At 71.3% G+C, this 21,239-nt stretch carries 20 protein-coding genes and 1 pseudogene; 9 read left to right on the top strand and 12 right to left on the bottom strand.

The window, feature by feature from the left end:
* Positions 1-77: pseudogene (locus tag ABZ441_RS20645) on the bottom strand (cell division protein SepF); the annotation flags it as partial.
* Between the two features lie 30 nt (positions 78-107).
* Positions 108-1,763, bottom strand: a complete 1,656-nt coding sequence (locus ABZ441_RS20640) for an FAD-binding dehydrogenase (RefSeq protein WP_358975996.1) — start codon at positions 1,761-1,763, stop codon at positions 108-110.
* A gap of 145 nt (positions 1,764-1,908) precedes the next feature.
* Here ABZ441_RS20640 and ABZ441_RS20635 point away from each other — a divergent pair, with 145 nt between their 5' ends.
* Genes ABZ441_RS20635 through ABZ441_RS20620 form a run of 4 tightly spaced genes read left to right on the top strand, consistent with a single transcriptional unit; the run spans position 1,909 to position 4,043 of the window.
* Positions 1,909-2,826 (top strand): DMT family transporter, encoded by a 918-nt coding sequence (locus tag ABZ441_RS20635; protein WP_358976010.1) that lies wholly within the window; start codon positions 1,909-1,911, stop codon positions 2,824-2,826.
* Positions 2,813-3,343, top strand: coding sequence for an NUDIX domain-containing protein (locus tag ABZ441_RS20630; protein ID WP_358975993.1), 531 nt, complete (start codon positions 2,813-2,815; stop codon positions 3,341-3,343). Before ABZ441_RS20635 ends, ABZ441_RS20630 begins: the two co-directional genes overlap by 14 nt.
* Positions 3,340-3,735 (top strand): DUF202 domain-containing protein, encoded by a 396-nt coding sequence (locus ABZ441_RS20625; RefSeq protein ID WP_358975991.1) that lies wholly within the window; start codon positions 3,340-3,342, stop codon positions 3,733-3,735. The genes ABZ441_RS20630 and ABZ441_RS20625 overlap by 4 nt, the downstream gene beginning before the upstream one ends.
* Entirely contained in the window at positions 3,732-4,043 is a 312-nt protein-coding gene (locus ABZ441_RS20620) for a DUF202 domain-containing protein (protein WP_358975988.1), read from the top strand. The genes ABZ441_RS20625 and ABZ441_RS20620 overlap by 4 nt, the downstream gene beginning before the upstream one ends.
* 15 nt (positions 4,044-4,058) lie before the next feature.
* On the opposite strand, the gene ABZ441_RS20615 is transcribed toward ABZ441_RS20620, so the two are convergent.
* Positions 4,059-4,994 carry an NADP-dependent oxidoreductase gene (locus ABZ441_RS20615; protein ID WP_358975985.1) on the bottom strand — a complete coding sequence of 312 codons (936 nt, stop codon included), beginning with the start codon at positions 4,992-4,994 and terminating at the stop codon, positions 4,059-4,061.
* 166 nt (positions 4,995-5,160) lie between these two features.
* Between ABZ441_RS20615 and ABZ441_RS20610 the strand changes: the two genes are divergently transcribed.
* On the top strand, positions 5,161-6,183 hold the full coding sequence (locus ABZ441_RS20610; protein WP_358975982.1) for a phosphotransferase family protein: 1,023 nt from the start codon (positions 5,161-5,163) through the stop codon (positions 6,181-6,183).
* A gap of 7 nt (positions 6,184-6,190) precedes the next feature.
* Positions 6,191-7,405, top strand: coding sequence for an acyl-CoA dehydrogenase family protein (locus tag ABZ441_RS20605; RefSeq protein WP_358975979.1), 1,215 nt, complete (start codon positions 6,191-6,193; stop codon positions 7,403-7,405).
* 55 nt (positions 7,406-7,460) lie between these two features.
* Here the strand turns inward: ABZ441_RS20605 and ABZ441_RS20600 are convergent, their stop codons facing one another.
* The 4 genes from ABZ441_RS20600 to ABZ441_RS20585 form a co-directional block, all read right to left on the bottom strand.
* Positions 7,461-8,780 carry a M28 family metallopeptidase gene (locus ABZ441_RS20600; protein ID WP_358975976.1) on the bottom strand — a complete coding sequence of 440 codons (1,320 nt, stop codon included), beginning with the start codon at positions 8,778-8,780 and terminating at the stop codon, positions 7,461-7,463.
* A 645-nt stretch (positions 8,781-9,425) separates the two neighbouring features.
* Complete coding sequence (locus ABZ441_RS20595) at positions 9,426-10,019, bottom strand: TetR/AcrR family transcriptional regulator (protein WP_205023113.1); 594 nt, start codon at positions 10,017-10,019, stop codon at positions 9,426-9,428.
* A 38-nt stretch (positions 10,020-10,057) separates the two neighbouring features.
* Positions 10,058-11,725, bottom strand: a complete 1,668-nt coding sequence (locus ABZ441_RS20590; RefSeq protein WP_358975968.1) for an AMP-binding protein — start codon at positions 11,723-11,725, stop codon at positions 10,058-10,060.
* Positions 11,722-12,486: an SDR family oxidoreductase gene (locus ABZ441_RS20585; protein ID WP_358975965.1), complete on the bottom strand. Its 765-nt coding sequence runs from the start codon at positions 12,484-12,486 to the stop codon at positions 11,722-11,724. The genes ABZ441_RS20590 and ABZ441_RS20585 overlap by 4 nt, the downstream gene beginning before the upstream one ends.
* A gap of 172 nt (positions 12,487-12,658) precedes the next feature.
* On the opposite strand from ABZ441_RS20585, the gene ABZ441_RS20580 reads away from it, so the two are divergent.
* Entirely contained in the window at positions 12,659-13,927 is a 1,269-nt protein-coding gene (locus ABZ441_RS20580) for a DUF1343 domain-containing protein (RefSeq protein WP_358975962.1), read from the top strand.
* A 79-nt stretch (positions 13,928-14,006) separates the two neighbouring features.
* Here ABZ441_RS20580 and ABZ441_RS20575 read toward each other — a convergent pair whose 3' ends face one another.
* Positions 14,007-16,835, bottom strand: coding sequence for a penicillin acylase family protein (locus ABZ441_RS20575; RefSeq protein WP_358975959.1), 2,829 nt, complete (start codon positions 16,833-16,835; stop codon positions 14,007-14,009).
* A gap of 221 nt (positions 16,836-17,056) precedes the next feature.
* On the opposite strand from ABZ441_RS20575, the gene ABZ441_RS20570 reads away from it, so the two are divergent.
* Positions 17,057-17,671 carry a hypothetical protein gene (locus ABZ441_RS20570; protein WP_358975956.1) on the top strand — a complete coding sequence of 205 codons (615 nt, stop codon included), beginning with the start codon at positions 17,057-17,059 and terminating at the stop codon, positions 17,669-17,671.
* 41 nt (positions 17,672-17,712) lie between these two features.
* Here ABZ441_RS20570 and soxR read toward each other — a convergent pair whose 3' ends face one another.
* Positions 17,713-18,186, bottom strand: coding sequence for a redox-sensitive transcriptional activator SoxR (gene soxR / locus ABZ441_RS20565; protein WP_358975953.1), 474 nt, complete (start codon positions 18,184-18,186; stop codon positions 17,713-17,715).
* A gap of 158 nt (positions 18,187-18,344) precedes the next feature.
* On the opposite strand from soxR, the gene ABZ441_RS20560 reads away from it, so the two are divergent.
* Entirely contained in the window at positions 18,345-18,806 is a 462-nt protein-coding gene (locus tag ABZ441_RS20560; protein ID WP_358975950.1) for a MaoC family dehydratase, read from the top strand.
* A 58-nt stretch (positions 18,807-18,864) separates the two neighbouring features.
* Here ABZ441_RS20560 and ABZ441_RS20555 read toward each other — a convergent pair whose 3' ends face one another.
* The 3 genes from ABZ441_RS20555 to ABZ441_RS20545 form a co-directional block, all read right to left on the bottom strand.
* Positions 18,865-19,488: a TetR/AcrR family transcriptional regulator gene (locus tag ABZ441_RS20555; protein ID WP_358975947.1), complete on the bottom strand. Its 624-nt coding sequence runs from the start codon at positions 19,486-19,488 to the stop codon at positions 18,865-18,867.
* Between the two features lie 84 nt (positions 19,489-19,572).
* On the bottom strand, positions 19,573-19,863 hold the full coding sequence (locus ABZ441_RS20550) for a YiaA/YiaB family inner membrane protein (protein ID WP_031099588.1): 291 nt from the start codon (positions 19,861-19,863) through the stop codon (positions 19,573-19,575).
* Positions 19,864-19,995: 132 nt separating this feature from the next.
* A complete protein-coding gene (locus tag ABZ441_RS20545; RefSeq protein WP_358975943.1) occupies positions 19,996-21,180 on the bottom strand; it encodes an acyl-CoA dehydrogenase family protein in 1,185 nt (394 codons plus the stop codon).
* Positions 21,181-21,239: the final 59 nt, after the last annotated feature.

Here is a 21,239-nt window from a genome sequence, read left to right as displayed (position 1 = left end):
TGATTCGTGCCGGTCTCCGCATCCTCGGAGTACTCGTCGTCGTAGTACCGCTCGTCGTTGTCCTCCACGAGGCCCAGCCAGGCGCTCGCCGTGCCCGCGCCGGTGGTTCAGCCGATCGCCTCGGCCGCCGCCCGGCCCGCCGTCCGGCCCGAGAAGATGCAGCCGCCGAGGAACGTGCCCTCCAGCGAGCGGTAGCCGTGGACACCGCCGCCGCCGAAGCCCGACGCCTCCCCCGCCGCGTAGACCCCGGGCAGCGGGGTGCCGTCCTCGGTCAGGACGCGGGAGGACAGGTCCGTCTCCAGGCCCCCGAGTGACTTACGGGTCAGGATGTTGAGCCGTACGGCGATGAGCGGGCCCGCGGCCGGGTCGAGGATGCGGTGCGGCTTCGCCGTGCGGATCAGTTTGTCGCCCAGGTAGGAGCGCGCTCCGTTGATCGCCGTGATCTGGAGGTCCTTGGTGAAGGGGTTGGCGATCTCACGGTCGCGGGCCGTGATCTCGCGGCGCAGGGCGTCCTCGTCGATGAGGGCTTCGCCGGTGAGCGCGTTCATTCCCCGTACGAGCGCACCGAGGTCCTTCTCGACGACGAAGTCCACGCCCTTGTCCATGAACGCCTTCACGGGCCCGGGGACGTCGGCGCGGGCCCTGCCGATCACGTCGCGCACCGACTTGCCCGTCAGGTCCGGGTTCTGCTCGGAGCCGGAGAGCGCGAACTCCTTGCCGATGATCTTCTGGTCGAGGACGAACCAGGTGTAGCCGTGGCCGGACTTCATGATGTGCTCGAGGGTCCCCAGGGTGTCGAAGCCCGGGAAGAGCGGGACCGGCAGCCGCTTGCCGGCGGCGTCCAGCCAGAGCGAGGACGGACCGGGCAGGATGCGGATGCCGTGCTTGTCCCAGATCGGGTTCCAGTTCTCGATGCCCTCGGTGTAGTGCCACATCCGGTCGCGGTTGATGTGGTGGGCGCCCGCCTTCTCGGCGATGCCCAGCATCAGTCCGTCGACATGGGCGGGGACCCCGGAGAGCATCTTCGCGGGCGGCGTGCCCAGCCTCTCGGGCCACTGGGCGCGCACGAGGTCGTGGTTCCCTCCGATGCCCCCGGAGGTGACGATCACGGCCTGGGCCCTCAGCTCGAAGGAGCCCGTGACCTCGCGGCTGCTCGCGGTGCCCCGCTCGGCACCGCTCTCCTGGAGGATCTCGCCGGTGACCGTGTCGACCGCGCCGGCCGAGCGGCCGAGGCCGGTCACCCGGTGCCGGAAGCGCGCCTGGACGAGGCCCTTCGCCATGCCTTCGCGGACGCGCCGCTCGAAGGGGGCGACGACGCCGGGGCCGGTCCCCCAGGTGATGTGGAAGCGGGGGACGGAGTTGCCGTGGCCGTTCGCGTCGTAGCCGCCGCGTTCGGCCCAGCCGACGACGGGGAAGAACCGCAGCCCCTGGGCGTGCAGCCAGGACCGCTTCTCCCCCGCCGCGAAGTCGACGTACGCCTCGGCCCACCGCCGCGGCCAGTGGTCCTCGTCGCGGTCGAAGCCGGCCGTGCCGTACCAGTCCTGGAGGGCCAGGTCGTGGTTGTCCTTGATCCGCATGCGGCGCTGCTCGGGCGAGTCGACGAGGAAGAGCCCGCCGAAGGACCAGTGCGCCTGGCCGCCGATGGACTGCTCGGGTTCCTGGTCGAGCAGGATCACCGTGCGTCCCGCGTCGACGAGCTCGGCGGTAGCCACCAGCCCCGCGAGTCCTGCCCCGATCACGATCACATCAGCGTCGTACGCCATGGCTTCCATCCTTCGGGGCGGTGCGGGGCAGCGGCGGGTGAAGTTACTTGTGGGTCAGATCTTCGGTACGGGCCGCGCCCACGTCAACCGTCCGGTCGGTGGCGCCCTCACCGGTCCCGTACGGCTGCCGGGCTATCGTCGGAACGTGTCGGTGCTGGTACTCCTGCTGTCGGTGGGCGCCGCCTGCTGCCTGGGCCTCGGTTTCGTCCTCCAGCAGGACGCCGCCCGCCGCGCGCCTCTGAGCGACTTCCTCTCCCCCCGGCTGCTGCTCGACCTGATGCGGGTCCCGAGCTGGCTCGCGGGAATCGGCCTGATGGTCTGCGGCATGGTGCTGGGAGCGCTGGCTCTCGGCCAGGGCGAGGTGTCGGTGGTGGAGCCGCTCCTGGCGACCAATCTGCTCTTCGCGATGGGATTGTCGCGTTACCGCACGGGCCAGTCGCTGGGCCGGCAGGGCTGGGGAGGCCTCTGCCTGCTTGCCGGCGGTGTCACCGCGTTCCTGCTGGCCGGCGAGCCGCGCGGCGGGGAGTCGGTGGCCTCACCGGTGCGGCACTGGCTGGTGATCGGCATCGTCGCGGGGCTCGCGCTGTTCCTGACCGCCTGCGCCAGGCACCCGCGTACCCGCGGGACCCCCGTCCTGCTCGGTCTGGCGGCGGGACTGCTCTACGGGGTGCAGGACGCCCTGACCAGACTCAGCGGGGAGCGGCTGGCCGACGGCGGCTGGACGGCACTGCTGACGTCCTGGCAGCCGTACGCCGTCCTGGTCCTGGGGGTGAGCGGACTGATCCTGGTCCAGAGCGCGTTCGAGGCGGGGCCGCTGCGGATGTCCCTGCCGGCGCTGACCGCCGCGCAGCCGCTGGCGGGGATCGCCTGCGGGATCGGCTTCCTCGGTGACCAGGTGCGTACGGACGCGGGCGCCCTCGCCTGGCAGGCCGCGGGGCTGGCGGCGATCGTGGCCGGGATCGTGCTGCTGGGGCTGCACCCGGCGATGCCGGAGGGGAAGGAGCGACACGGTTCCACGGCTGCCGACCGGTTGATGTTGGATGGGTCCCATGAATCCGGCTGACGAGATCCTGGACATTGTCGACGAGGACGACGTGGTCGTCGGGCAGGCGCCCCGGGGCGAGGCGACCGCGCGGGGCCTGCGTCACCGCTGCGTCTTCATCGAGGCCAGGGACGCGGCGGGCCGGCTGTTCGTGCACCGCAGGACTGCCACGAAGCTGGTCTTCCCCTCGCACTACGCCATGTTCGTCGGCGGGGTCGTGGGCGCCGGCGAACCGTACGACGTGGCGGCGCTGCGGGAGGCCGGGGAGGAGCTGGGGGTCCCCGGCCTCCCCCGCCCCACTCCGCTCTTCAAGTACCTCTACGAGGGCCCCGCGCACAGCTGGTGGTCGTACGTGTACCAGGTGCGCTGCCCGCTGCCCGTGCGGCCCCAGGTCGAGGAGGTCGAATGGCACACCTTCCTCACCGACGCCGAGCTGGAGGGGCGCCTGGGTGACTGGACGTGGGTGCCGGACGGGCTGGAGGCGTACCGGCGGCTGCGGGACTTCCGGGCCGGCGGCGGGGCACAGGCCACCGCATGAGCGATTTCGTCCGCGGTCTGCGGCTGTGGTTCGCCCCGGAGCGGATCCGCGAGGAGGGCGACACCCCGGACTACCGCTTCTCCCTCGCCAACGAACGCACCTTCCTGGCATGGATCCGGACGGCTCTCGCGCTCATCGGCGGCGGATTCGCCGTCGACCAGTTCCTGCCCGGACTGGCCTGGGGCATCCGCGCGGGACTGGCCCTCGGGCTGCTGGCGGCCGGGGTGCTCTGCGCGCTGCGCGCCGTCAGCCACTGGATGCGGTGCGAGCGTGCGATGCGGCGCGGGGAGGACCTTCCCGTGTCACGCTTCCCCGCCCTGCTCAGCCTCGTGGTCGCCGTGGTGGCGGTCGCGATGGTGGTGGTGGTCCTGTTCGGCTGGGAGGGCCGGTGAGCGCCGCGGAGCGCGATCCCGGTCTCCAGCCCGAGCGGACCCGGCTGGCCTGGCGCCGCACCACGCTGGCGTGCACGGTGGTGGCCCTGCTCGCGGTCCGGCAGGCACTGCACGGCGGGGCCACCTCGGCCGGTGTGCTCGCGCTGGCTCTGAGCCTGCTCGCCTGGCTGGGCTTCCTCGTGGTGGCGCACCGCCGGGTGTCGGGCATGGGGACCGCGGAGCCCGCACCGCTGTCCTCGCGCCGTGCCCTGACGGCGGCGGGGTGCACGGTCGCGCTCGCGGTGTTCGCCGTGGCCACCCTGTTCTGACCGGCAAGGGCGGCGTCAGCTCTCCCCGTCGACCGCGACGACGATCTTGCCCCGGGTGCGGCCCTCCTGGTTGAGCCGGTGGGCGTCCGCGGCCCGCTCCAGGGGGAAGACCCGGTCCACGTGGACGGAGACGATGCCCTGCTCGGCGAGTCCGGCGAGGTGGGTGAGGTCTGCCGCGTCGGGTCGTACGAAGGCGTAGCGCCCCCCGTGGGAGAAGACCTCGGCGTCGGCGATGGACGCGAGCCGGCCGTCGGGGGCGAGGGTCTCGGCGGAGACCCGGAGCGCTTCCCCGCCGACGGTGTCGAACGCGGCGTCGAAGCCGCCGGGCACCAGGTCCCGGAGGCGGGAGGCCAGCCCGTCGCCGTACTCCACGGGTTCGCCGCCCAGTTGACGTACGAAATCGTGGTTGTGGGGTCCTGCCGTACCGACGACACGGCAGCCCGCGTGCCGGGCGAGCTGGACGGCGAGCGAACCGACCCCGCCCGCGGCCGCGTGGATCAGGACAGTCTCGCCCTCCTGGACCTTCAGGGTGCGGAACAGCACCTGGTGTGCGGTGAGGCCGCACAGCGGGAGGCCGGCCGCCTCCTCGAAACTGAGGCTGAGGGGCTTGCGGGCGAGGGTGCGCACGGGCGCGGCGACGTACTCGGCGAAGGTGCCGCGCGAGAGGAAGTCCTCGCGGACGTAGCCGATGACCTCGTCCCCCACCGCGAACTCGTCCACCGCGGCGCCGGGCTGGACCACCACACCGGAGACGTCCCAGCCGGGGATGACGGGGAACACGGCTTCCAGACCCGCCTGGAGATAGCCCTCGCGGGCCTTCCAGTCGACGGGGTTCACGGCGGCGGCCCGCACCTTCACCAGGACCGAGTCCGGCCCGACCTTCGGGTCGGGCCGCTCGCCGTACTCCAGTACGTCGGCCGAGCCGTACCTGCTGTAGCTGATCGCCTTCATCCTCCGACCATCGGTGCGGGCCGGTGTCCCCGCAACTCAGGCCGGGGCCGCGGGACCGGGGCGGGGAGCCGGAGATCACCCCTCGGATTCCGGGCGGGCACTGGACGACATACCGACTGGTCGGCATCATGGTGCCGACCGTTCAACCGCCCCGGAGGTGCGCCCCATGAGCCCAGTCCACCCGCCAGGTCTCGATCTCGACCTGCTGCGCGGCCATCTCGACCGTGAGCGGCCGGGTCTGGTGAACGGACCGCTCGACGCCAGGGTGATCGAGGGCGGACGCTCGAACCTCACCTACATCGTCACCGACGGCTCCGGGAAGTGGGTCGTGCGCAGACCCCCGCTGGGTCATGTGCTCGCCACCGCACACGACATGACGCGCGAGCACCGGGTGATCAGCGCGCTCCACCCTACGGCGGTCCCGGTTCCCGAGACCCTCCTGCTCTGCGAGGACGACACGGTCATCGGCTCGCCCTTCTACGTCATGGAGTACGTCGAGGGCACCCCGTACCGCACCGCCGAACAGCTCGCCCCGCTCGGCGCCGCGCGCACGAGGGCCGCCGTGCTGGGCCTCGTCGACACCCTGGTCGACCTGCACGCGGTGGACCCGGCGGCCGTCGGTCTGGCCGACTTCGGGCGACCGGACGGCTTCCTGGACCGGCAGCTGCGGCGCTGGGGCAAGCAGCTGGACGCCTCCCGCAACCGTGAGCTCGCCGGTATCGACGAGCTGCACGCCGCCCTCGGCCGGGAGCTGCCCGTCTCCCCGGCGCCCACCGTCGTGCACGGCGACTACCGCCTGGACAACGTGCTGATCGGTCAGGACGACCGGATCAAGGCGGTCCTGGACTGGGAGATGTCCACCCTCGGCGACCCGCTCACCGACCTCGGCCTGCTGGTGATGTACAGCTCCGACCTGGACCTGCCCGAGTCGCCGGTCTCCACCACCAGCGGCGCCGCCGGCCACCCGAGCCCGGCCGAGCTGATCGAGCGCTACGCGGCCCGTTCCGGCCGCGACACCTCCGCCATCTCCTGGTACACGGCCTTCGCGTGGTTCAAGCTCGCCGTGATCCTCGAGGGCATCCACTACCGCTACACCCTGGGCCAGACCGTCGGTGCAGGCTTCGACCGCATCGGCGACCTGGTCCCCGTCTTCATCGCGCACGGCCTCACCACCCTCCAGGAAGGCTGATCACCCCGTGGACTTCGCATTCGACGCCCGTACCGAAGAGCTGCGCACGAAGCTGCTCACGTTCATGGACGAGCACGTCCACCCCGCCGAGGAGGTCGCCGAGCAGCAGCGCGCGCGGCTGGCGTCCCCCTGGGACACCCCGCGGATCGTCGAGGACCTCAAGACGGAGGCACGCGGGCAGGGCCTGTGGAACCTCTTCCTCCCGGACTCGGAGCACGGGGCGGGGCTGACGAATCTGCAGTACGCCCCGCTGGCCGAGATCACCGGCCGCAGCCCGCACCTGGCCCCGACGGCGCTGAACTGCGCGGCCCCGGACACCGGGAACATGGAGGTGCTCTCCCAGTTCGGCTCCGAGGAGCAGAAGAAGCAGTGGCTGGAGCCGCTGCTCGCCGGGGAGATCCGCTCGGCGTTCGCGATGACGGAGCCCGAGGTCGCCTCGTCGGACGCGACGAACATCGAGACCCGCGTCACGCGCGACGGCGACTCCTATGTGATCAACGGGCGCAAGTGGTACATCTCCGGGGCGATGAACCCGGACTGCGCGGTCTTCATCGTGATGGGCAAGACCGACCCGGACAACGACGACATCCGCCGCCAGCAGTCCATGATCCTCGTCCCGCGTGACACCCCGGGCCTCGAGGTCCGGCGCGCGATGCAGGTCTACGGCTACGAGGACCACTCGCACGGCGGCCACGCCGAGGTCGTCCTCACCGACGTACGGGTGCCCGCCGCGAACCTGATCGGCGAGGAGGGCGGCGGCTTCGCCATCGCCCAGGCGCGGCTGGGTCCGGGCCGGATCCACCACTGCATGCGCCTGATCGGGATGGCCGAGCGCGCGATCGAGCTGATGTGCAGGCGGGCCGTGAGCCGTACGGCCTTCGGCAAGCCGCTCGCCCAGCAGGGCGTCGTCCAGAACTGGATCGCGGACGCCCGGGTGACGGTGGAGCAGCTGCGGCTGCTGGTGCTGAAGACGGCCTGGCTGATGGACACGGTGGGCAACCGCGGGGCGCACACCGAGATCCAGGCGATCAAGATCGCCACGCCGCGTGCGGTCTGCGAGATCCTCGACCGGGCGGTGCAGCTGTACGGCGCCGGCGGGGTCAGCCAGGACTTCCCGCTGGCCGAACTCTGGTCCTCGGCCCGGACGCTGCGGCTGGCGGACGGACCGGACGAGGTGCACCAGCGGTCGCTGGCGCGGCGCGAGATCAAGAAGTACCTCTGAGCCCGGTGCGGGGAGGCGCCTGTGAGGCGCCTCCCCGGCGGGATTCCCCGGCAGGTCAGAAGGTGAGCTGCCAGCTGTCGACGTAGCCGGTGTCCTGCGCGGCGACGTCCCTGACCTGGAGCTTCCAGGTCCCGTTGGCCGTCTCGCTCGACGCGTTGACGGTGTACGTCGCGATCACGTTGTCGGCCGAGTCGCTGCTGCTGGAGTTCTTCAGGCGGTACGCGGTCCCGTCGGGTGCGAGCAGGTCGACGACGAGGTCGCCTCGGTAGGTGTGCTTGATGTCGACCCCCACCTTGAGCGCGGACGGGGCGTTACCCGTGCGGCCGGTGACCGCGACCGAGGAGGTCACCGCGACGCCGTTGTCGGGCACGGCGACGTTGGCGGCGTTGCTGAAGACCGTTCCCGTGGGCGGGGTGACCGTGCCGGCGGACAGGGTCCACACCGCGTGGGCCACCGCGTCGCTGTTGCGGTCCAGGGCCGTGTCGTTGATGTTCGTCGCCGTGTCGCACGACGAGTGGTAGCAGCGGTCGAAGGCCTGGCCGGCGGTTCCGCCCCACTTCTGGGCCTGGGCGCTGGTCTTCGTGTAGTCCGCGCCGGAGAACAGTCCGCCCACCGGCACCCCCACGTTCTTGAACGGGGCGTGGTCGGAACGGCCGTCGCCCTCGGTCTCGATCTCCGTGGGTATCGACAGTCCGGCGTAGTAGTCCTTGAAGGTCTGCTCGATGACCGGGTCGTCGTCGTAGACGAAGTAGCCGGGGTTGGGCGAGCCGATCATGTCGAAGTTGAGGTAGCCGGCGAGCTTGGAACGCTCGGTGGTGGCCAGGTTGTTGACGTAGTACTTCGAGCCGACGAGCCCCAGTTCCTCGGCGCCCCACCAGGCGAAGCGCAGGTGCTTGTCCGGTGCGAGCTGCGCCCGGGAGACGGCGAGTGCGGTCTCCAGCACGGCTGCCGATCCGGAGCCGTTGTCGTTGATGCCGGGGCCGGAGGTCACCGAGTCGAGGTGGGAGCCGGCCATGAGGACCTGGTTCGGGTCCCCGCCGGGCCAGTCGGCGATCAGGTTGTACCCGGTGGCACCGCCGGAGGTGAACTGCTGGAGCGCCGTGGTGTATCCGGCGGCGTCCAGCTTGGCCTTCACGTAGTCGATGGACGCCTTGTAACCGGCCCGGCCGTGGGCCCGGTTGCCGCCGTTGGCGGTGGCGATCGACTGGAGCTGGGTGAGGTGCGCCTTGACGTTGGCGAGCGGGATGTCGGGGGCCGCGGCGGCGGCCGCGGGGGCGGCCGCGGGGGCGGCCTGGGCGGCGGGAGCCGCGGTCGCCAGCAGGGCGGCGACGGCGAGCGCGGCCACGGGAAGGGATCTGAGACGGGAGAGGCTCATCGAGGGCTCCGGATTCCGTTCGGGGACTGACGGAACGTGCAGGGGGTTTCCCGGCCGTGCACGGCCGGGGCCTGGAGCGGCTGGTGCGAAGTGCGCCCCCGATGCTCAATGAATGTCCGCGTACCGTCAAGGGTGGGATTCGGACAGCGCCGTCCGCTTATCGGACACGCGGGAGGACGGGCACACCTCCGCCGGAACCCGCCCGACGACGTGCCCGTCTGCGGCGTTCCGTGCCGGGCCTCAGTGATCCCCCGCCCGCCGGCGATCCGCCCGGGCGGGTGCGCGGAGGAACGCTGCCACCCTCCGGGGCGGCCGAACGCGGTTTCTGCGCAACGGAGTTGTCATGCGAGCTGGGCGCGGAGCTGTCCGCCGGGCGGGCAGGCGCGTGGTGCCGACCGGGGCGGGCCGGTGCTCGTCCCGGCGGCCCGTGCGGGCACGGAGGCGGCCCGGGACGCGGTGTCATCCGTCGTCGGGCCGCACACCGGGCGGGTGCGCGTCGGCACGATCCGGACACCGGACCTGCGTGGACCTGGCCGCCGGACTCGTCTCCCTCCACCGGCCGGCGGTGTGGGCGCCGGGCCCCCGCACCGCGTCTTCCGGCGGCGTGGGCGCTGCCGGCTCGACCGGCGGGCGTACGGGAAGCTGTCAGGGGCGAAGAGCCCGCAGCAGCAGGTCGGCCAGGTGGTCCGCGACCTCCTGCTGGCTGAGCGGGCCGTCCGGGCTGTACCAGGTGGACAGGTGGTGGACCGAGCCGAAGTGGTAGTCGACGACCAGGTCGGCCGGGGTCGCCGTGGAGAACACCCCGGCCCGCTGCCCCTCCTCGACCAGGGCCCGGAAGCGCTCGTGGTAGCGGCGGCGCTCGATCCGCACCTGCTTGTTCTTCTCCGGGCTCAGGTGGTGCATGGAGCGGAAGAAGATCGAGGCGTCGTCGAGGTTCTCGATGGTCGTGACGACGACGTCCGCCGCCGCGTCACGCAGCCGCTGCTCGATCGGCGCCTCGGCGTTCGCGTAGGCGTCGAGCCGCTCCTGCTGGAGTCGCAGCACCCGGGCGTAGACCTCCTGCAGGAGATCCTCCTTGGAGCCGAAGTAGTGGTAGAGCGCCCCTTTGGTGACGCCCGCCGCCTCGACGATCTCCTGGACGGAGGTGCGGTCGTAGCCCTGCTCCGCGAAGAGCCGGGTGGCGGCGGCCAGCAGCCTCTGGGGGACGGGCGTACCGTTCCCGTCCGTCGCCTTGGCCATTGCCGCCACCTGCCCTCTCGTACCACGCGTGAACTGTTCTAACGGGGGGAACGCAGTTCCCGCCTGAGGATCTTCCCACTCGCCGTCTTGGGCAGTTCGGCCAGGATCTCCACCTCGCGGGGATACTTGTAGGCGGCGAGCCGGTCCTTGCAGTACGCGCTCAGCTCGCCGGGTTCCGTCTCCGCCCCCGGCCGCAGGCTGACGTAGGCCCGGACCGTCTCCCCGCGGTAGGCGTCGGGAACGCCCACGACGGCCGCCTCGCGGACCGCCGGGTGGGTGTGCAGGACGTCCTCCACCTCCCGCGGCCACACCTTGAAGCCGGAGGCGTTGATCATGTCCTTCTTGCGGTCCACGACGTAGAGCCAGCCCGCCGTGTCCATGAAACCGACGTCCCCGGTACGCAGCTCCCCGTCCGGGAAAGCGGCCTCGGTGGCCTCGGGCAGGTTCCAGTAGCCGGAGACGACCTGCGGTCCCCTCACGGCGATCTCTCCCTGCTCGCCGAAGGGGACGTCGTCGCCCTTCTCGTCGATGATCCGGACCAGGGTGTCGGGGCCGGGGACCCCGACCGAGAGGGTCCCGGAGAGGGGATCGACGGGCGCCTCGCGCTCCGGCGGTACGGAGGCGCACGGCGCGGTGCACTCGGTGAGTCCGTAGCCGTTGCGGATGTACGGGCCGAGGTCCTCGCGGAACTTCTCCACGAGTGCGGGCGGCAGTGGCGCGCCGCCGGAGGAGATCACCTGGAAGGAGGCGAAGTGCTCCCGGGTGACACCGGGATGCGCGGCGAGCGCCATGAAGGCGGTCGACGGGCCGACGGTGTAGGCCGGGCGGTGCTCCGCGAAGGCTTCCAGGACGACGCTCGCCTCGAATCGGTAGGCCAGGACCAGGGTGCCCGCGTTGGCGACGCACGCGGCGAGCTGGCACACCATGCCGGTGATGTGGAAGAGCGGGGCCAGCGCGAAGTAGGCCGAGCCCTCACCGATGGGGTGTCCGGCCCGCTGCCGTTCGGCGTTGACCATGATGTTGCCCTGGGAGTTCATGGCCCCCTTGGGCGTGCCGCTCGTCCCGGAGGTGTAGCTGATCAGGGCGGTGTCCGCGGCGGTGAGCTCGCGGCCCCCGGGTGCGGCGAGACCGCGCCGGGCGACGGCCACCAGGTCCGAGGCCCAGTCGTCCGCCGCGGGCGCGGGGAGCCGCTCGAAGCCGAGTACGCGCGGGTCGTCGGCCGACTGGAGGTCGAGCTCGCAGGCCGTGACGGCGATCCTCACGCTCGGGGCGGCCTCCGCGGTGGCCCGCAGACAGGACTCCCAGGCCCGGTCGGAGCAGATCAGCGCACTGACCTCCGCGTCCTTCAGCACGTGCCCGACCTCGCCGGACTTGTACATCGGGTTGAGGGGGACGACGGTCGCGCCGGCCTTCCAGGCACCGAGCAGGGCGAGCACGAAGTGCGGGGTGTTCTGGAGCATGACCGCGACCCGGTCGCCGCGCCGGAGCCCCTCGGCCGCGAGGTGCCCGGCCACGGAGTCGGACAGCTCGTGGGTCTCGCGGTAGCTGAGGCGCCCGTCGAAGTAGGCGAGCGCGGTGTGGTCCGGGGCCCGCCGGACGGCCTCGCGGAACGCGTGCACCATGGTCTCGGCCGGACGGAGGGGGGCGAGCTGGGCCTCGCTGAGCAGGGCGGTCCAGGGCTTCGCCGCGTAGATCGACTCGGTCACGCGCCGGCCTCCTCCCACTTCCGCTGCAGGTGGTTCATGTTGCCGATCCACTGATCGGGATCCTTGGCGCGGGCGCGGTAGTAGCCCGCCACCTCGGGGTGCGGCAGGACGAGGAAGCGGTCCTGCTCCATGGCGTCGAACAGGGCCTCGGCGACGGCCTCCGGCTCGATCGCGGTGGGCGCGAGCACGAGCTCACCCGCGGAACCGGCCGCCGTCAGCATGTCCGTACGCACGCCCTGGGGGCAGATCGTGTGGACCTTGACGCCACGGTGCCGGTAGGTCAGCGAGAGCCACTCGGCGAAGGCGACCGCGCCGTGCTTGGTGACGCTGTACGGTGCGGCGCCGATCATCGTCAGCAGTCCGGCCGCCGACGCGGTGGAGACGAAGCGGCCGCTGCCGCGTTCCAGCCAGTCCGGCAGCAGCGCCCTGGCCGCGCGGACGTGGGACATGACGTTGACGTCCCAGGCCGCGGCCCAGACGTCCTCCTCGGCGAAGGCGTCGCCGCCCGAGGCGAGGCCGGCGTTGGCGCAGTAGACGTCCACCGATCCGTCGAGCGCGTCACGCGCGGCGTCCACGATCCGGGAGGCGTCACCGGCGACCACGGTGCCACCGATCTCCTCGGCGAGCGGCTTGATCCGGTCGGCGTCGAGGTCGTTGACCACGACCCGCGCGCCCTCGGCGGCGAATCTGCGGGCAAGGGCGGCCCCGATGCCGCCTCCGGCTCCCGTCACCACTACGCCAGCGCCCTGCACCGTACTCATCGGTCCCGCCTCTCTCAGCCGTCGTCTCCGGCAGACTAACCAGTCGGTATGTGATCCGGGAAGGGGTACGGGGCAGGACTGGGAATCTGCCCTGTCGTGGCCGTTCCGTGTGGCCCGCGCCCGCGCTAGCGTGCGTGACCATGACAGTCGTCGCGATCATGGAGGTAGCCGAATGACCCTTTCCAGGCGTGGATTGCTGGCTGTCGGCGGTGCGATGGGAGCCCTCGCGACGACCGCCGCCGGTCCAGGGACGGCCGTTGCCGCCGGACAGGGAAAGGGGGCCGGACGCCCCAGGGTCCGTACCGGCTTCGACCGGCTGGCCGCCGACGGGTACCGGCTGCTGGCCGGGCAGAAGGTGGGTGTCGTCACCAACCCGACCGGGATCACCGGCGACGTACGGCACATCGTCGACGTGATGCACCCCGACGAGCGCGTGAACCTGACAGCCGTCTTCGGCCCCGAGCACGGCTTCCGGGGGACCGCGCAGGCGGGCGGCTCGGAGGGGCGCTACGACGACCCCGCGACCGGGCTGCCGGTCTACGACACCTATCTGAAGAGCGGGCAGCCGCTGGCCGACGTCTTCACCGCGTCGGGCGTCGACACGGTGGTCTTCGACATCCAGGACGCCGGCTCCCGCTTCTACACGTACATCTGGACCCTGTACGACTGCATGGAGGCGGCGGCCCTCGCGGGCAAACGGCTCGTCGTCCTGGACCGGCCGAACCCGGTGACCGGGCGGGCGGCGCTGGGCCCGGTGCTCGATCCGGCGTTCGCGACGTTCGTGGGACGCAGGGAGATCTCGCAGGCCCACGGCATGACGGTGGCGGAGCTGGCGCTGCTCTTCAACGAGGAGTTCCTGGCGGACAGGCCCGTGGAGCTGGACGTCGTGAAGATGTCCGGGTGGCGGCGCGGGGACTTCTTCGACGCGACGGGCCTGCCGTGGGTGCCGCCGAGCCCCAACATGCCGACCCCGGAGACGGCGCTGGTCTACTCCGGGACGTGCCTGTTCGAAGGGACGAACCTCTCCGAGGGCCGGGGAACGACACGGCCGTTCGAACTGCTCGGCGCGGAGGGCGTCGACCACCGCTGGGCGGCGGCCGCCAACGGCCTGGAGCTGCCCGGGGTCGCCTTCCGTGAGGCGTACTTCGCCCCGACGTTCTCCAAGTTCCAGGGGAAGACGGTGGGCGGGGTGCAGGTGCACGTCCAGGACCGGGAGGCATTCGACCCCGTACGCACCGGAATCGCGCTGCTGATCACGGCGAAGCGGACGTGGAGCGGGTTCGCCTGGCGTTCGGACAACTGGATCGACAAGCTCACGGGCAACACCCGGGTCCGCACGATGATCGATGCGGGGGCGGACACGGACGAGGTGGTGGGAGCCTGGGCGGCCGACCTCGCGGCGTTCCGGAAGGTCCGGAAGAACCACCTGCTGTATCGCTGAGGACCGTGGCGTACGGACCGCCGGACGGGCCGGGGAGCCCGGCCCGTCCGGCGGTCGAGGACACCTCGCGGGTCAGGACTCAGCGGTGCGAGGGGAACTCCACGACCTGCTGGTAGGTCGGCCGGTTCTGCCAGTGGATCGTCTTCTGCGAGATCCCGCCCAGCGGACGGTGCACGATCGCGTCGGTGCACCACTGCTCACCGGCCTTGCAGCTGTCGTCACCCGGGTAGACCGTGGTCGCGGGCGCGGCGGCCGCCTCCTTCAGCGTGCCGAGCAGCGCGGAACGGCAGGCGCTCAGCTCGCCGTTGCCGCAGTACGTCTTCGCCAGCGGCCCCTTGACGGGCTGTCCGAGGACCTGGCGCAGGTCCTTGTCCGCGAACCCCCACCAGCCGTACTGGAACGCGGAGCCGCTGTGCGCCCCGCTCGGCCCGTGGCTGGCCGCCGGGGACTCGTCCGTGGCCAGGTTCGCGGTCAGTGCCGTGTAGAGGCCGTCGCCCAGACCTGGCCGGAACTCCGCCTCGACCAGCTTCGGCCACCAGGCGTCCATGATCCGTACCGCGTCCGCATGCGTGTACGTGTGCGATCCGGAGCTGGTCTCCTTGCGCTGCGCACCGGCCGCCCGCCACGAGTCCAGCTGCTGCACCACGGTGTCGAGCGCCGGGTCGGTGACCGGCTGGGAGCGCAGCACCTTCAGGAGTTCGGGCAGCAGCTGTTCGCCCCGGAGGTCGGTGAGAGCCGCCTCCGCCATGGCGCGGGTGAGGGAGGCGCGGGTCACGCCGCCCTCCTCGACGAGTGCGGCCACCCGGTCGTCGAGCAGGTCACCCCGGTGCACCGCGCCGAAGCCGAAGGCGGCGGTGGCGTAGTCCTTGGCCTGACGGTTGTTCCAGGAGATGTAGTAGTCCTGGCCGCTGGAGTGCGGGTGCTCCGCGAAGGGTGTGTAGGTGGCGGTGTTGGCGGCCGGGTCGTAGCCCTTCCACTCGTACGCCTTCTCGGCCCTGACCGGCAGCGCCGGGTCGACTCCGGGCGCGCGCACCGGGTTCATGCCGCTGTTGTAGAAGGCCGCGGTGCGGGAGTCGGCGTAGAACCAGTTGAAGGCGTAGTCGATGTGGCCGGCCGCCTGCTGGAAGGAGGCCGCGTCCGTGACGAGGGCCGGGTCGTTGAGCATCTGGAAGCCGATGATCGAATCGGCCTCGTGCCGGTAGGTGGTACGCAGCGAGGTGTACGCGACGGGCTTGCCGCCCACCGTGGCGCGGTGGGTGACGATGCCGTAGTCCGTGCGCCACACCTGCATCCGGTAGGAGCCCTTGGCGGTGGAGTCGGCGACGGTGGGCTTCCAGGAGTTGGTGCGCTCCATCTTCTCCATCGGTGTGCAGACACCGTCGTCGCGGTAGTGCGTGGAGCTCTTGGAGGGCGCGGAACCGTTCGCTTCACAGAGCTCCACGGCGTACGTGTCGGTGATGTCCTGGCCCGCCGAGGTGGCGCTCCAGGCGTAGTCCTGGCCGCGGCCCATCTGGATGTACATGCCGACGCCCGCGAAGGAGACGCCGCGTGCGCTGATGCCGGGCCCCTGGAGCTCCTGGAGCATCATCAACTGAGGGGCGAAGTAGCCGGTCTGGGGCCCCATGACGGCGATGGGGTTGCCACTCGCCGTGTGCTTGCCCGACACCAGGAGCGCGTTGGACATGCCCCGCTTCTGGGCTCCGTCGCCGGATCCGGGCAGGGATCCCTCCGGGATGACTCCGTCGTCGTACATGCCCTGCAGCGGCTTGAGCGCGGGCGGCGCCTTGACCGGGGTCTTGGCGTTGGTGCCCGCCGAGCCGGTGCGGTCGTATATCAGCGGTTCGGGGGTGACGGAGCCCGCGTCCGGGAGGGCGGTGCCGCGGGCCTGGTCGGGCTTGCCCGCGTACGGGAACGAGGTGCCGTCGTGCACGGTGAGGACAGCCTCGGGATCGTTGCGCTGACGGAAGGACTCCCAGACGCGGGTGCCCTCCCCGACGCCGTACTTCTGCTGGGCTGCGAGCAGGGAGATCGCGGCCTGCACCTCACCGCCCCCTCCCCCGCCGAACTGTCCGCCGACGACGGAGGCGATCGAGATCAGGTCGGTCAGCTCGAACGGCTGGATCTCACCCACGTTGGTGATGGAGTCGATCTTCCCGGTGAGGACGTACTCCCCCGGGAAGTAGCGGCCGTTCTTGGACTTCTCCCGGTAGGAGTTGATGCCGTCGACGTAGGCCTGCGCATCGGCCATCGCCTGCTCGCCGCGCGGGCCCTCGGACGTGCGGATGAATTCGACCTGGGCTTCCAGGTCCGCCTCCGTGTAGGGCGCCTGCGGCCAGAACTGCTGCTCCAGCCCCTGGTTGGCCAGGGCTCCCCCGGCGAAGGAGGTCAGCTGGCCGCGCCCGATGTGACGGAAGAGGTCCATGAGCCACAGCCGGTCCTGCCCGGCGGCGAACCCGGCGCCGAACTCGGTGCCGTAGCGGGTGGTGCCCTTGATGTGGGGCACGCCGCTCTTCTTGTCGCGGGTGATCGTGACGTCGTCGCGCGGCTTCGTCACGGACTCGACCTGGTCGGCGGCGACCCCGAAGGAGGCGTCGTTGAAGAAGTCGGTCAGCTTCTGGTCCGTGAGGCTCGTGTGACCCGCGACCAGGCCGTTGTAGCGGTCGAGCTGGTCGTCGCTGTGCGCGGGGTGCGTGCCGAACGCCTTGTTGCCGAGGATCTCGACGAGCGTGGCGTTGCCGTTCTCACCGGGCGGCAGGATGTCCGCGCACCGGCTTCCGCAGTGGTCGGTGACGGCGAGGGCTTCCGGCTCCGCCGCGCCGGCGCTGGGCACCGTGGCGAGCAGGGACGTGCCGAGGGCGAGGACAGCCGCGACTGTGGCGGCTCTGAGCGTGCGGGTGCGTGGGGGCATGCGTGCTCCTCCGGGTGGCCGATGCGCCGGAGGTTACCGGCGGTAGGCCCCGCCGGTAAGATGAACATCAGTCACTTTTTCCGAATCACCACACGCCCGCACACGGTCCCACGTGGACCGTCTCAGCCGGTGGACGCTTTTCACCCTTGAATGGAGCCAGACCGGGCAGTCGTACGTCCATCCCTTGACGCCGAAGAACGAGCGACGGAGGTGGCAGTGCCATGGCCGGTTTCCGGAGTCTTGCGAGACAGGTCCGCGATCCGCGGGGCGATCTGGCTTTGCGGCGGTACTCGCTGCGCAAATGCCTGGAGCGATTCGCCCCGTACGGACACCGGGCGACCTGGGATCACCTGTGCGCCCGGCACGGAATGGAGCCCGAGGACAGGGCCCCCGACCCGGTGCGCCTGATCCGCGCACTGGAGGAACTGGAGGAGGCGCGGGCGGTCTGGCTCGCGTACGAGACAGGCTTCGCCGAACGGCGGCGCCGCGAGAAGCACGACGGGTTGCGCAGGCCCGGCGCGTTCGACGACTGGCACCGCAGGACCTGGGGCGGCTACGGGATCGCGCACTGCGACGATCCGGGGGTCCATCCCAGCGCACCCCTGGCCGAGGTCCTGGGGCGGCTGATCGCGGCCCTGGGGGCGAAGCCCCGGGCGGGGTGCCCGGTCTGCACGGGAACCGGAATCGTCTGGCGGCAGGACCTGGACCGCGAACCGTGGGCCGGCCCCGTCTGCACGGACTGCGGGATCGTGGTCCCCTGCCCGGTCCTGACCACGGGCGCACTGACCAGGGCCAGGGGGGCGCGGACACTCAAACTGACGGCGTCGGCGGCCTGAGGGCCGCGGGACGGCGCGACGGCCGGCCGTGGCCCGCGCGCTCAGGAGGGGTCGGCCGCGCCCCGCTCGGGCATCAGGCGTGACCCGGTCAGCCGGTCCCCGAAGACGTCGTCGGGGTTGGACAGCACGCAGGTCTCCAGCGACAGGCACCCACAGCCGATGCAGTCGGTGAGGTGGTCCCGCAGGCGCCCCAGCTGCTTGATGCGCTCGTCCAGCTCCGAGCGCCACGCCCGGGAGAGCCTGGCCCAGTCCTCGTGGTTCGGCGTGCGCTCCTCCGGCAGCTCCGCCAGCGCGCCCCGGATCGTGGCGAGCGGGATGCCGACACGCTGCGCGGCGCGGACGAAGGCCACCCGGCGCAGCGCGTCCCTCGTGTAGCGGCGCTGGTTCCCGCTGGTGCGGCTGCTGCTGATCAGGCCCTTGGACTCGTAGAAGTGCAGGGCGGACACCGCGGCCCCGCTACGGGCGGACAACTGGCCGACGGTGAGTTCCTGGTACGTGTGTGGGATCTGTGGCACCCCCCGAACCCTAATGGCCGCATCCGGCCTCCGCCGCGCCTTCGACAACCCGGCCGGGGTCCGTCGTTGACACGGACGCGTCGCCCAACCATGCTGAGCAAGCGCTTAGACATCGTCCGGGAAGGGCGACCGACAGCCGGAAGGCAGGGACCAGGAACATGGCAGAGCCGAAGATCTTCACGTCCGCTCAGGAGCTGCGGGACGGGGTGGGCGAGGAGCTCGGTCACAGCGACTGGCTGGAGATCGAGCAGAAGCGGATCGACCAGTTCGCCGAGGCCACGGGCGACCACCAGTGGATCCACGTGGACCCCGAGCGCGCCGCGGGCGGCCCCTTCGGGACGACGATCGCGCACGGCTATCTCACGCTGTCGCTGCTGCCGGTGCTCGTACCGCAGATCCTGCAGGTCGAGGGCGCCAAGATGGGTATCAACTACGGGACCAACAAGGTCCGCTTCCCCTCGACCGTCCCGGTCGGCTCACGGCTGCGCGCCTCGGCCGTGCTCAAGAACGTCGAGGAGGCGGGCGGCGGTGTGCAGGTGACCGCGCTCGTCACCATCGAGCGCGAGGGCGGCGACAAGCCCGCCTGTGTCGCGGAGTCGGTGTCGCGCTACTACTTCTGAGGCGCGCCGCAGTATCCGGCCGGTGCGGAGTGAGCCGGGCCCGCGGGGGCGCCCGGCGTCACTTCTGGGCTCCCACCATGCGCAGGACGAGGTCCGCGTAGAGGGTGCCGACCTCCTCGGGCGTCCGGCTGCCCTGCGCGTTGAACCAGCGCGCGACGTCGATGCAGAGGGACAGCACCGCGAGCGTGGTGCCCGGGACGTCGGGGACGTCGAACTCGCCGGCCCGGACGCCGTCGCTGATGATCCGGCGCACCGCGGCGTCGCTCTTCCTGCGCAGGGCCACGATCTCGGCACGGTGCTCCTCGCCGAGGGCTTCCAGTTCGTACTGCACCACGCGTGCCGTGGTGTGGCGCTCGGCGTGCCAGCGGACGAAGGACCGGACGGCGTCGGCGAGCCGGTCGGACGCGGTGCCACCGTTGTCGGCCGCGGTCTCCAGGAGGCGCAGCGCCCGGTCGTGACCGATCCTGCTGATCCGGTGGAGCAGCTCTTCCTTCGTCTTGTAATGGATGTACAGCGCGGCGGGGCTCATCCCGGCCCGGCCGGCGATGTCACGGGTGGTGGTCGCGTGGTAGCCGCGCTCGGCGAACGCCTCGACGGCGGCGACGAGCAGTCGCCGGGCCGCCTCGGGCGTGACCTCGCTCCACGGCGCGCTCTCGCCGCCGGTCTCCTCCGCCGTGCTCATCGCCACGTGTCCCTTTCCGCTGGCAGGACGAACACCATACCGCGAACCTGAGCAAGCGCTTAGAGCGCTCCCGGGGTGAGGTCGTCAGAGCTTCTGGAAGGGATCGTGCTCGGCGAGGATCTTCTCCAGCCTGGCCTGGTCCACCCGGCTGACGATCTGCCCCGCCTCCTGCCGGTCCCTGATGACCTTGGCCAGGGTGAAGCACGAAGTGACGAGGTAGAGGACGCCGATGGCGAGGAAGGCCCGCACCCAGGCGTCGGCGTCCAGGAAGAAGATACCGAGGGCCACCGCTCCCATCGCCACCCCGAAGGAGAGGACGGCCTGTCCGTAGAAGGCCGCGGTGCTCTGCTGCTTGACCGATGTCGTCTCACTCATGCCTCACAGCATCCGCCGCGGTGGTGCACGCCGGATATCCGCCGGCGTACTCACCCGGTACTCAGAAGCAGCCTTGCCCTGAGGGCCGCCAGGGCCGTCAGGGCAAGGAGGCCCCCGAAGGATCTGGATGCCTCAGAAGGCGGAGACCCCCGTCAGCGCTCGGCCGATGATCAGCTTCTGGATCTGGCTGGTGCCTTCGTACAGGGTCATCACGCGGGCGTCCCTGACCAGCTTCCCGACGGGGTACTCGTCGATGTAGCCATAACCGCCGAAGACCTGCAGGGCGTTGTTCGCCGCGCGGACCGCGGCCTCGGAGGCGAAGAGCTTCGCCGTGGACGCCGCGGTGGCGAAGTCCTGCCCCCGGTCGACGAGGTCGGCGACGCGCCAGGTCAGCATGCGGGCGGCGTCGACGTCCACCGAGATGTCGCTGATGAGCTCCTGGACGAGCTGGTAGCTCGCGATGGACTTGCCGAACTGCTCGCGCTCGCCCGCGTAGCGCACGGCGGCGTCCAGGGCGGCCTGCGCGATGCCGACACAGCCCGCCGCGACCGACATCCGGCCTTTGGCCAGGGCGGACATGGCGACGGTGAACCCCTTGCCCTCGGGACCCAGGAGGGCGGAGGCGGGGACCCGGACGTCCTCCAGCACGAGTTCGGCCGTGGCCTGGCCGCGCAGCCCGAGCTTGCCGTGGACGGTGCGCCGGGTCACGCCGGGGGCGTCGGCCGGCACCAGGAAGGCGGAGACGCCCCGGTGCCCCGGGGTGTCGTCGGTGCGCGCGAACAGGAGGATCACATCGGCCCAGGTGCCGTTGGTGATGAACATCTTGGAGCCGTTGATGACGTAGTCTCCCCCGCTCCCGGCTCCGCTCGAGCGGGAGGTGCCTCCGTCGCGCACGGCCTTGGTGCCCAGGTTTCCCGCGTCGGAGCCGGTACCCGGCTCGGTGAGGCCGAAGCAGCCGATGGCATCGCCCGCGGTGAGCTTCGGCAGCCATTGCCGCTTCTGCTCCTCACTGCCCCAGGAGGCGATCGTCTTGGCGACCAGGCCGAGCGAGACGGACACGATGCCGCGCACCGAGGAGTCGCCGCGGCCGAGTTCCTCGGTCACCAGGCAGTAGGCGAGATGGTCCCCTCCGGAGCCGCCGTACTCCTCCGGGATCGTCAGCCCGAGGAAGCCGAGGGCGCCCAGCTTCTTCACGATCGACTTGTCGACACTCTCGGCACGGTCCCATTCGACGACGTGCGGGGTGATCTCCCGCGCGACGAAGTCCTCGGCGAGCTGCCGGACGGCGTCCTGCTCCTCGCTCAGCTCCAGGTTCATCCTGTGGCACCCACTTTTAATTAGCACTGCTAGTTTTAGGCTTGCAGGCCCTACTATGT

The organism is Streptomyces sp. NPDC005752, assembly GCF_040630715.1.
Lineage (GTDB): Bacteria > Actinomycetota > Actinomycetes > Streptomycetales > Streptomycetaceae > Streptomyces.
Note: the sequence above shows the minus strand (reverse complement) of the source record. Positions and strands in the feature narration are given on the sequence as shown.

Bases quoted from the DNA above. Each gene is read 5' to 3' on its own strand.
- ABZ441_RS20585 (WP_358975965.1), bottom strand. From the start codon at position 12,486: ATGAGTACGGTGCAGGGCGCTGGCGTAGTGGTGACGGGAGCCGGAGGC.
- ABZ441_RS20575 (WP_358975959.1), bottom strand. From the start codon at position 16,835: ATGCCCCCACGCACCCGCACGCTCAGAGCCGCCACAGTCGCGGCTGTC.
- ABZ441_RS20625 (WP_358975991.1), top strand. From the start codon at position 3,340: ATGAGCGATTTCGTCCGCGGTCTGCGGCTGTGGTTCGCCCCGGAGCGG.
- ABZ441_RS20560 (WP_358975950.1), top strand. From the start codon at position 18,345: ATGGCAGAGCCGAAGATCTTCACGTCCGCTCAGGAGCTGCGGGACGGG.
- ABZ441_RS20555 (WP_358975947.1), bottom strand. From the start codon at position 19,488: ATGAGCACGGCGGAGGAGACCGGCGGCGAGAGCGCGCCGTGGAGCGAG.
- ABZ441_RS20550 (WP_031099588.1), bottom strand. From the start codon at position 19,863: ATGAGTGAGACGACATCGGTCAAGCAGCAGAGCACCGCGGCCTTCTAC.
- ABZ441_RS20545 (WP_358975943.1), bottom strand. From the start codon at position 21,180: ATGAACCTGGAGCTGAGCGAGGAGCAGGACGCCGTCCGGCAGCTCGCC.
- ABZ441_RS20595 (WP_205023113.1), bottom strand. From the start codon at position 10,019: ATGGCCAAGGCGACGGACGGGAACGGTACGCCCGTCCCCCAGAGGCTG.
- ABZ441_RS20630 (WP_358975993.1), top strand. From the start codon at position 2,813: ATGAATCCGGCTGACGAGATCCTGGACATTGTCGACGAGGACGACGTG.
- ABZ441_RS20640 (WP_358975996.1), bottom strand. From the start codon at position 1,763: ATGGCGTACGACGCTGATGTGATCGTGATCGGGGCAGGACTCGCGGGG.
- ABZ441_RS20580 (WP_358975962.1), top strand. From the start codon at position 12,659: ATGACCCTTTCCAGGCGTGGATTGCTGGCTGTCGGCGGTGCGATGGGA.
- ABZ441_RS20600 (WP_358975976.1), bottom strand. From the start codon at position 8,780: ATGAGCCTCTCCCGTCTCAGATCCCTTCCCGTGGCCGCGCTCGCCGTC.
- ABZ441_RS20570 (WP_358975956.1), top strand. From the start codon at position 17,057: ATGGCCGGTTTCCGGAGTCTTGCGAGACAGGTCCGCGATCCGCGGGGC.
- ABZ441_RS20610 (WP_358975982.1), top strand. From the start codon at position 5,161: ATGAGCCCAGTCCACCCGCCAGGTCTCGATCTCGACCTGCTGCGCGGC.
- ABZ441_RS20615 (WP_358975985.1), bottom strand. From the start codon at position 4,994: ATGAAGGCGATCAGCTACAGCAGGTACGGCTCGGCCGACGTACTGGAG.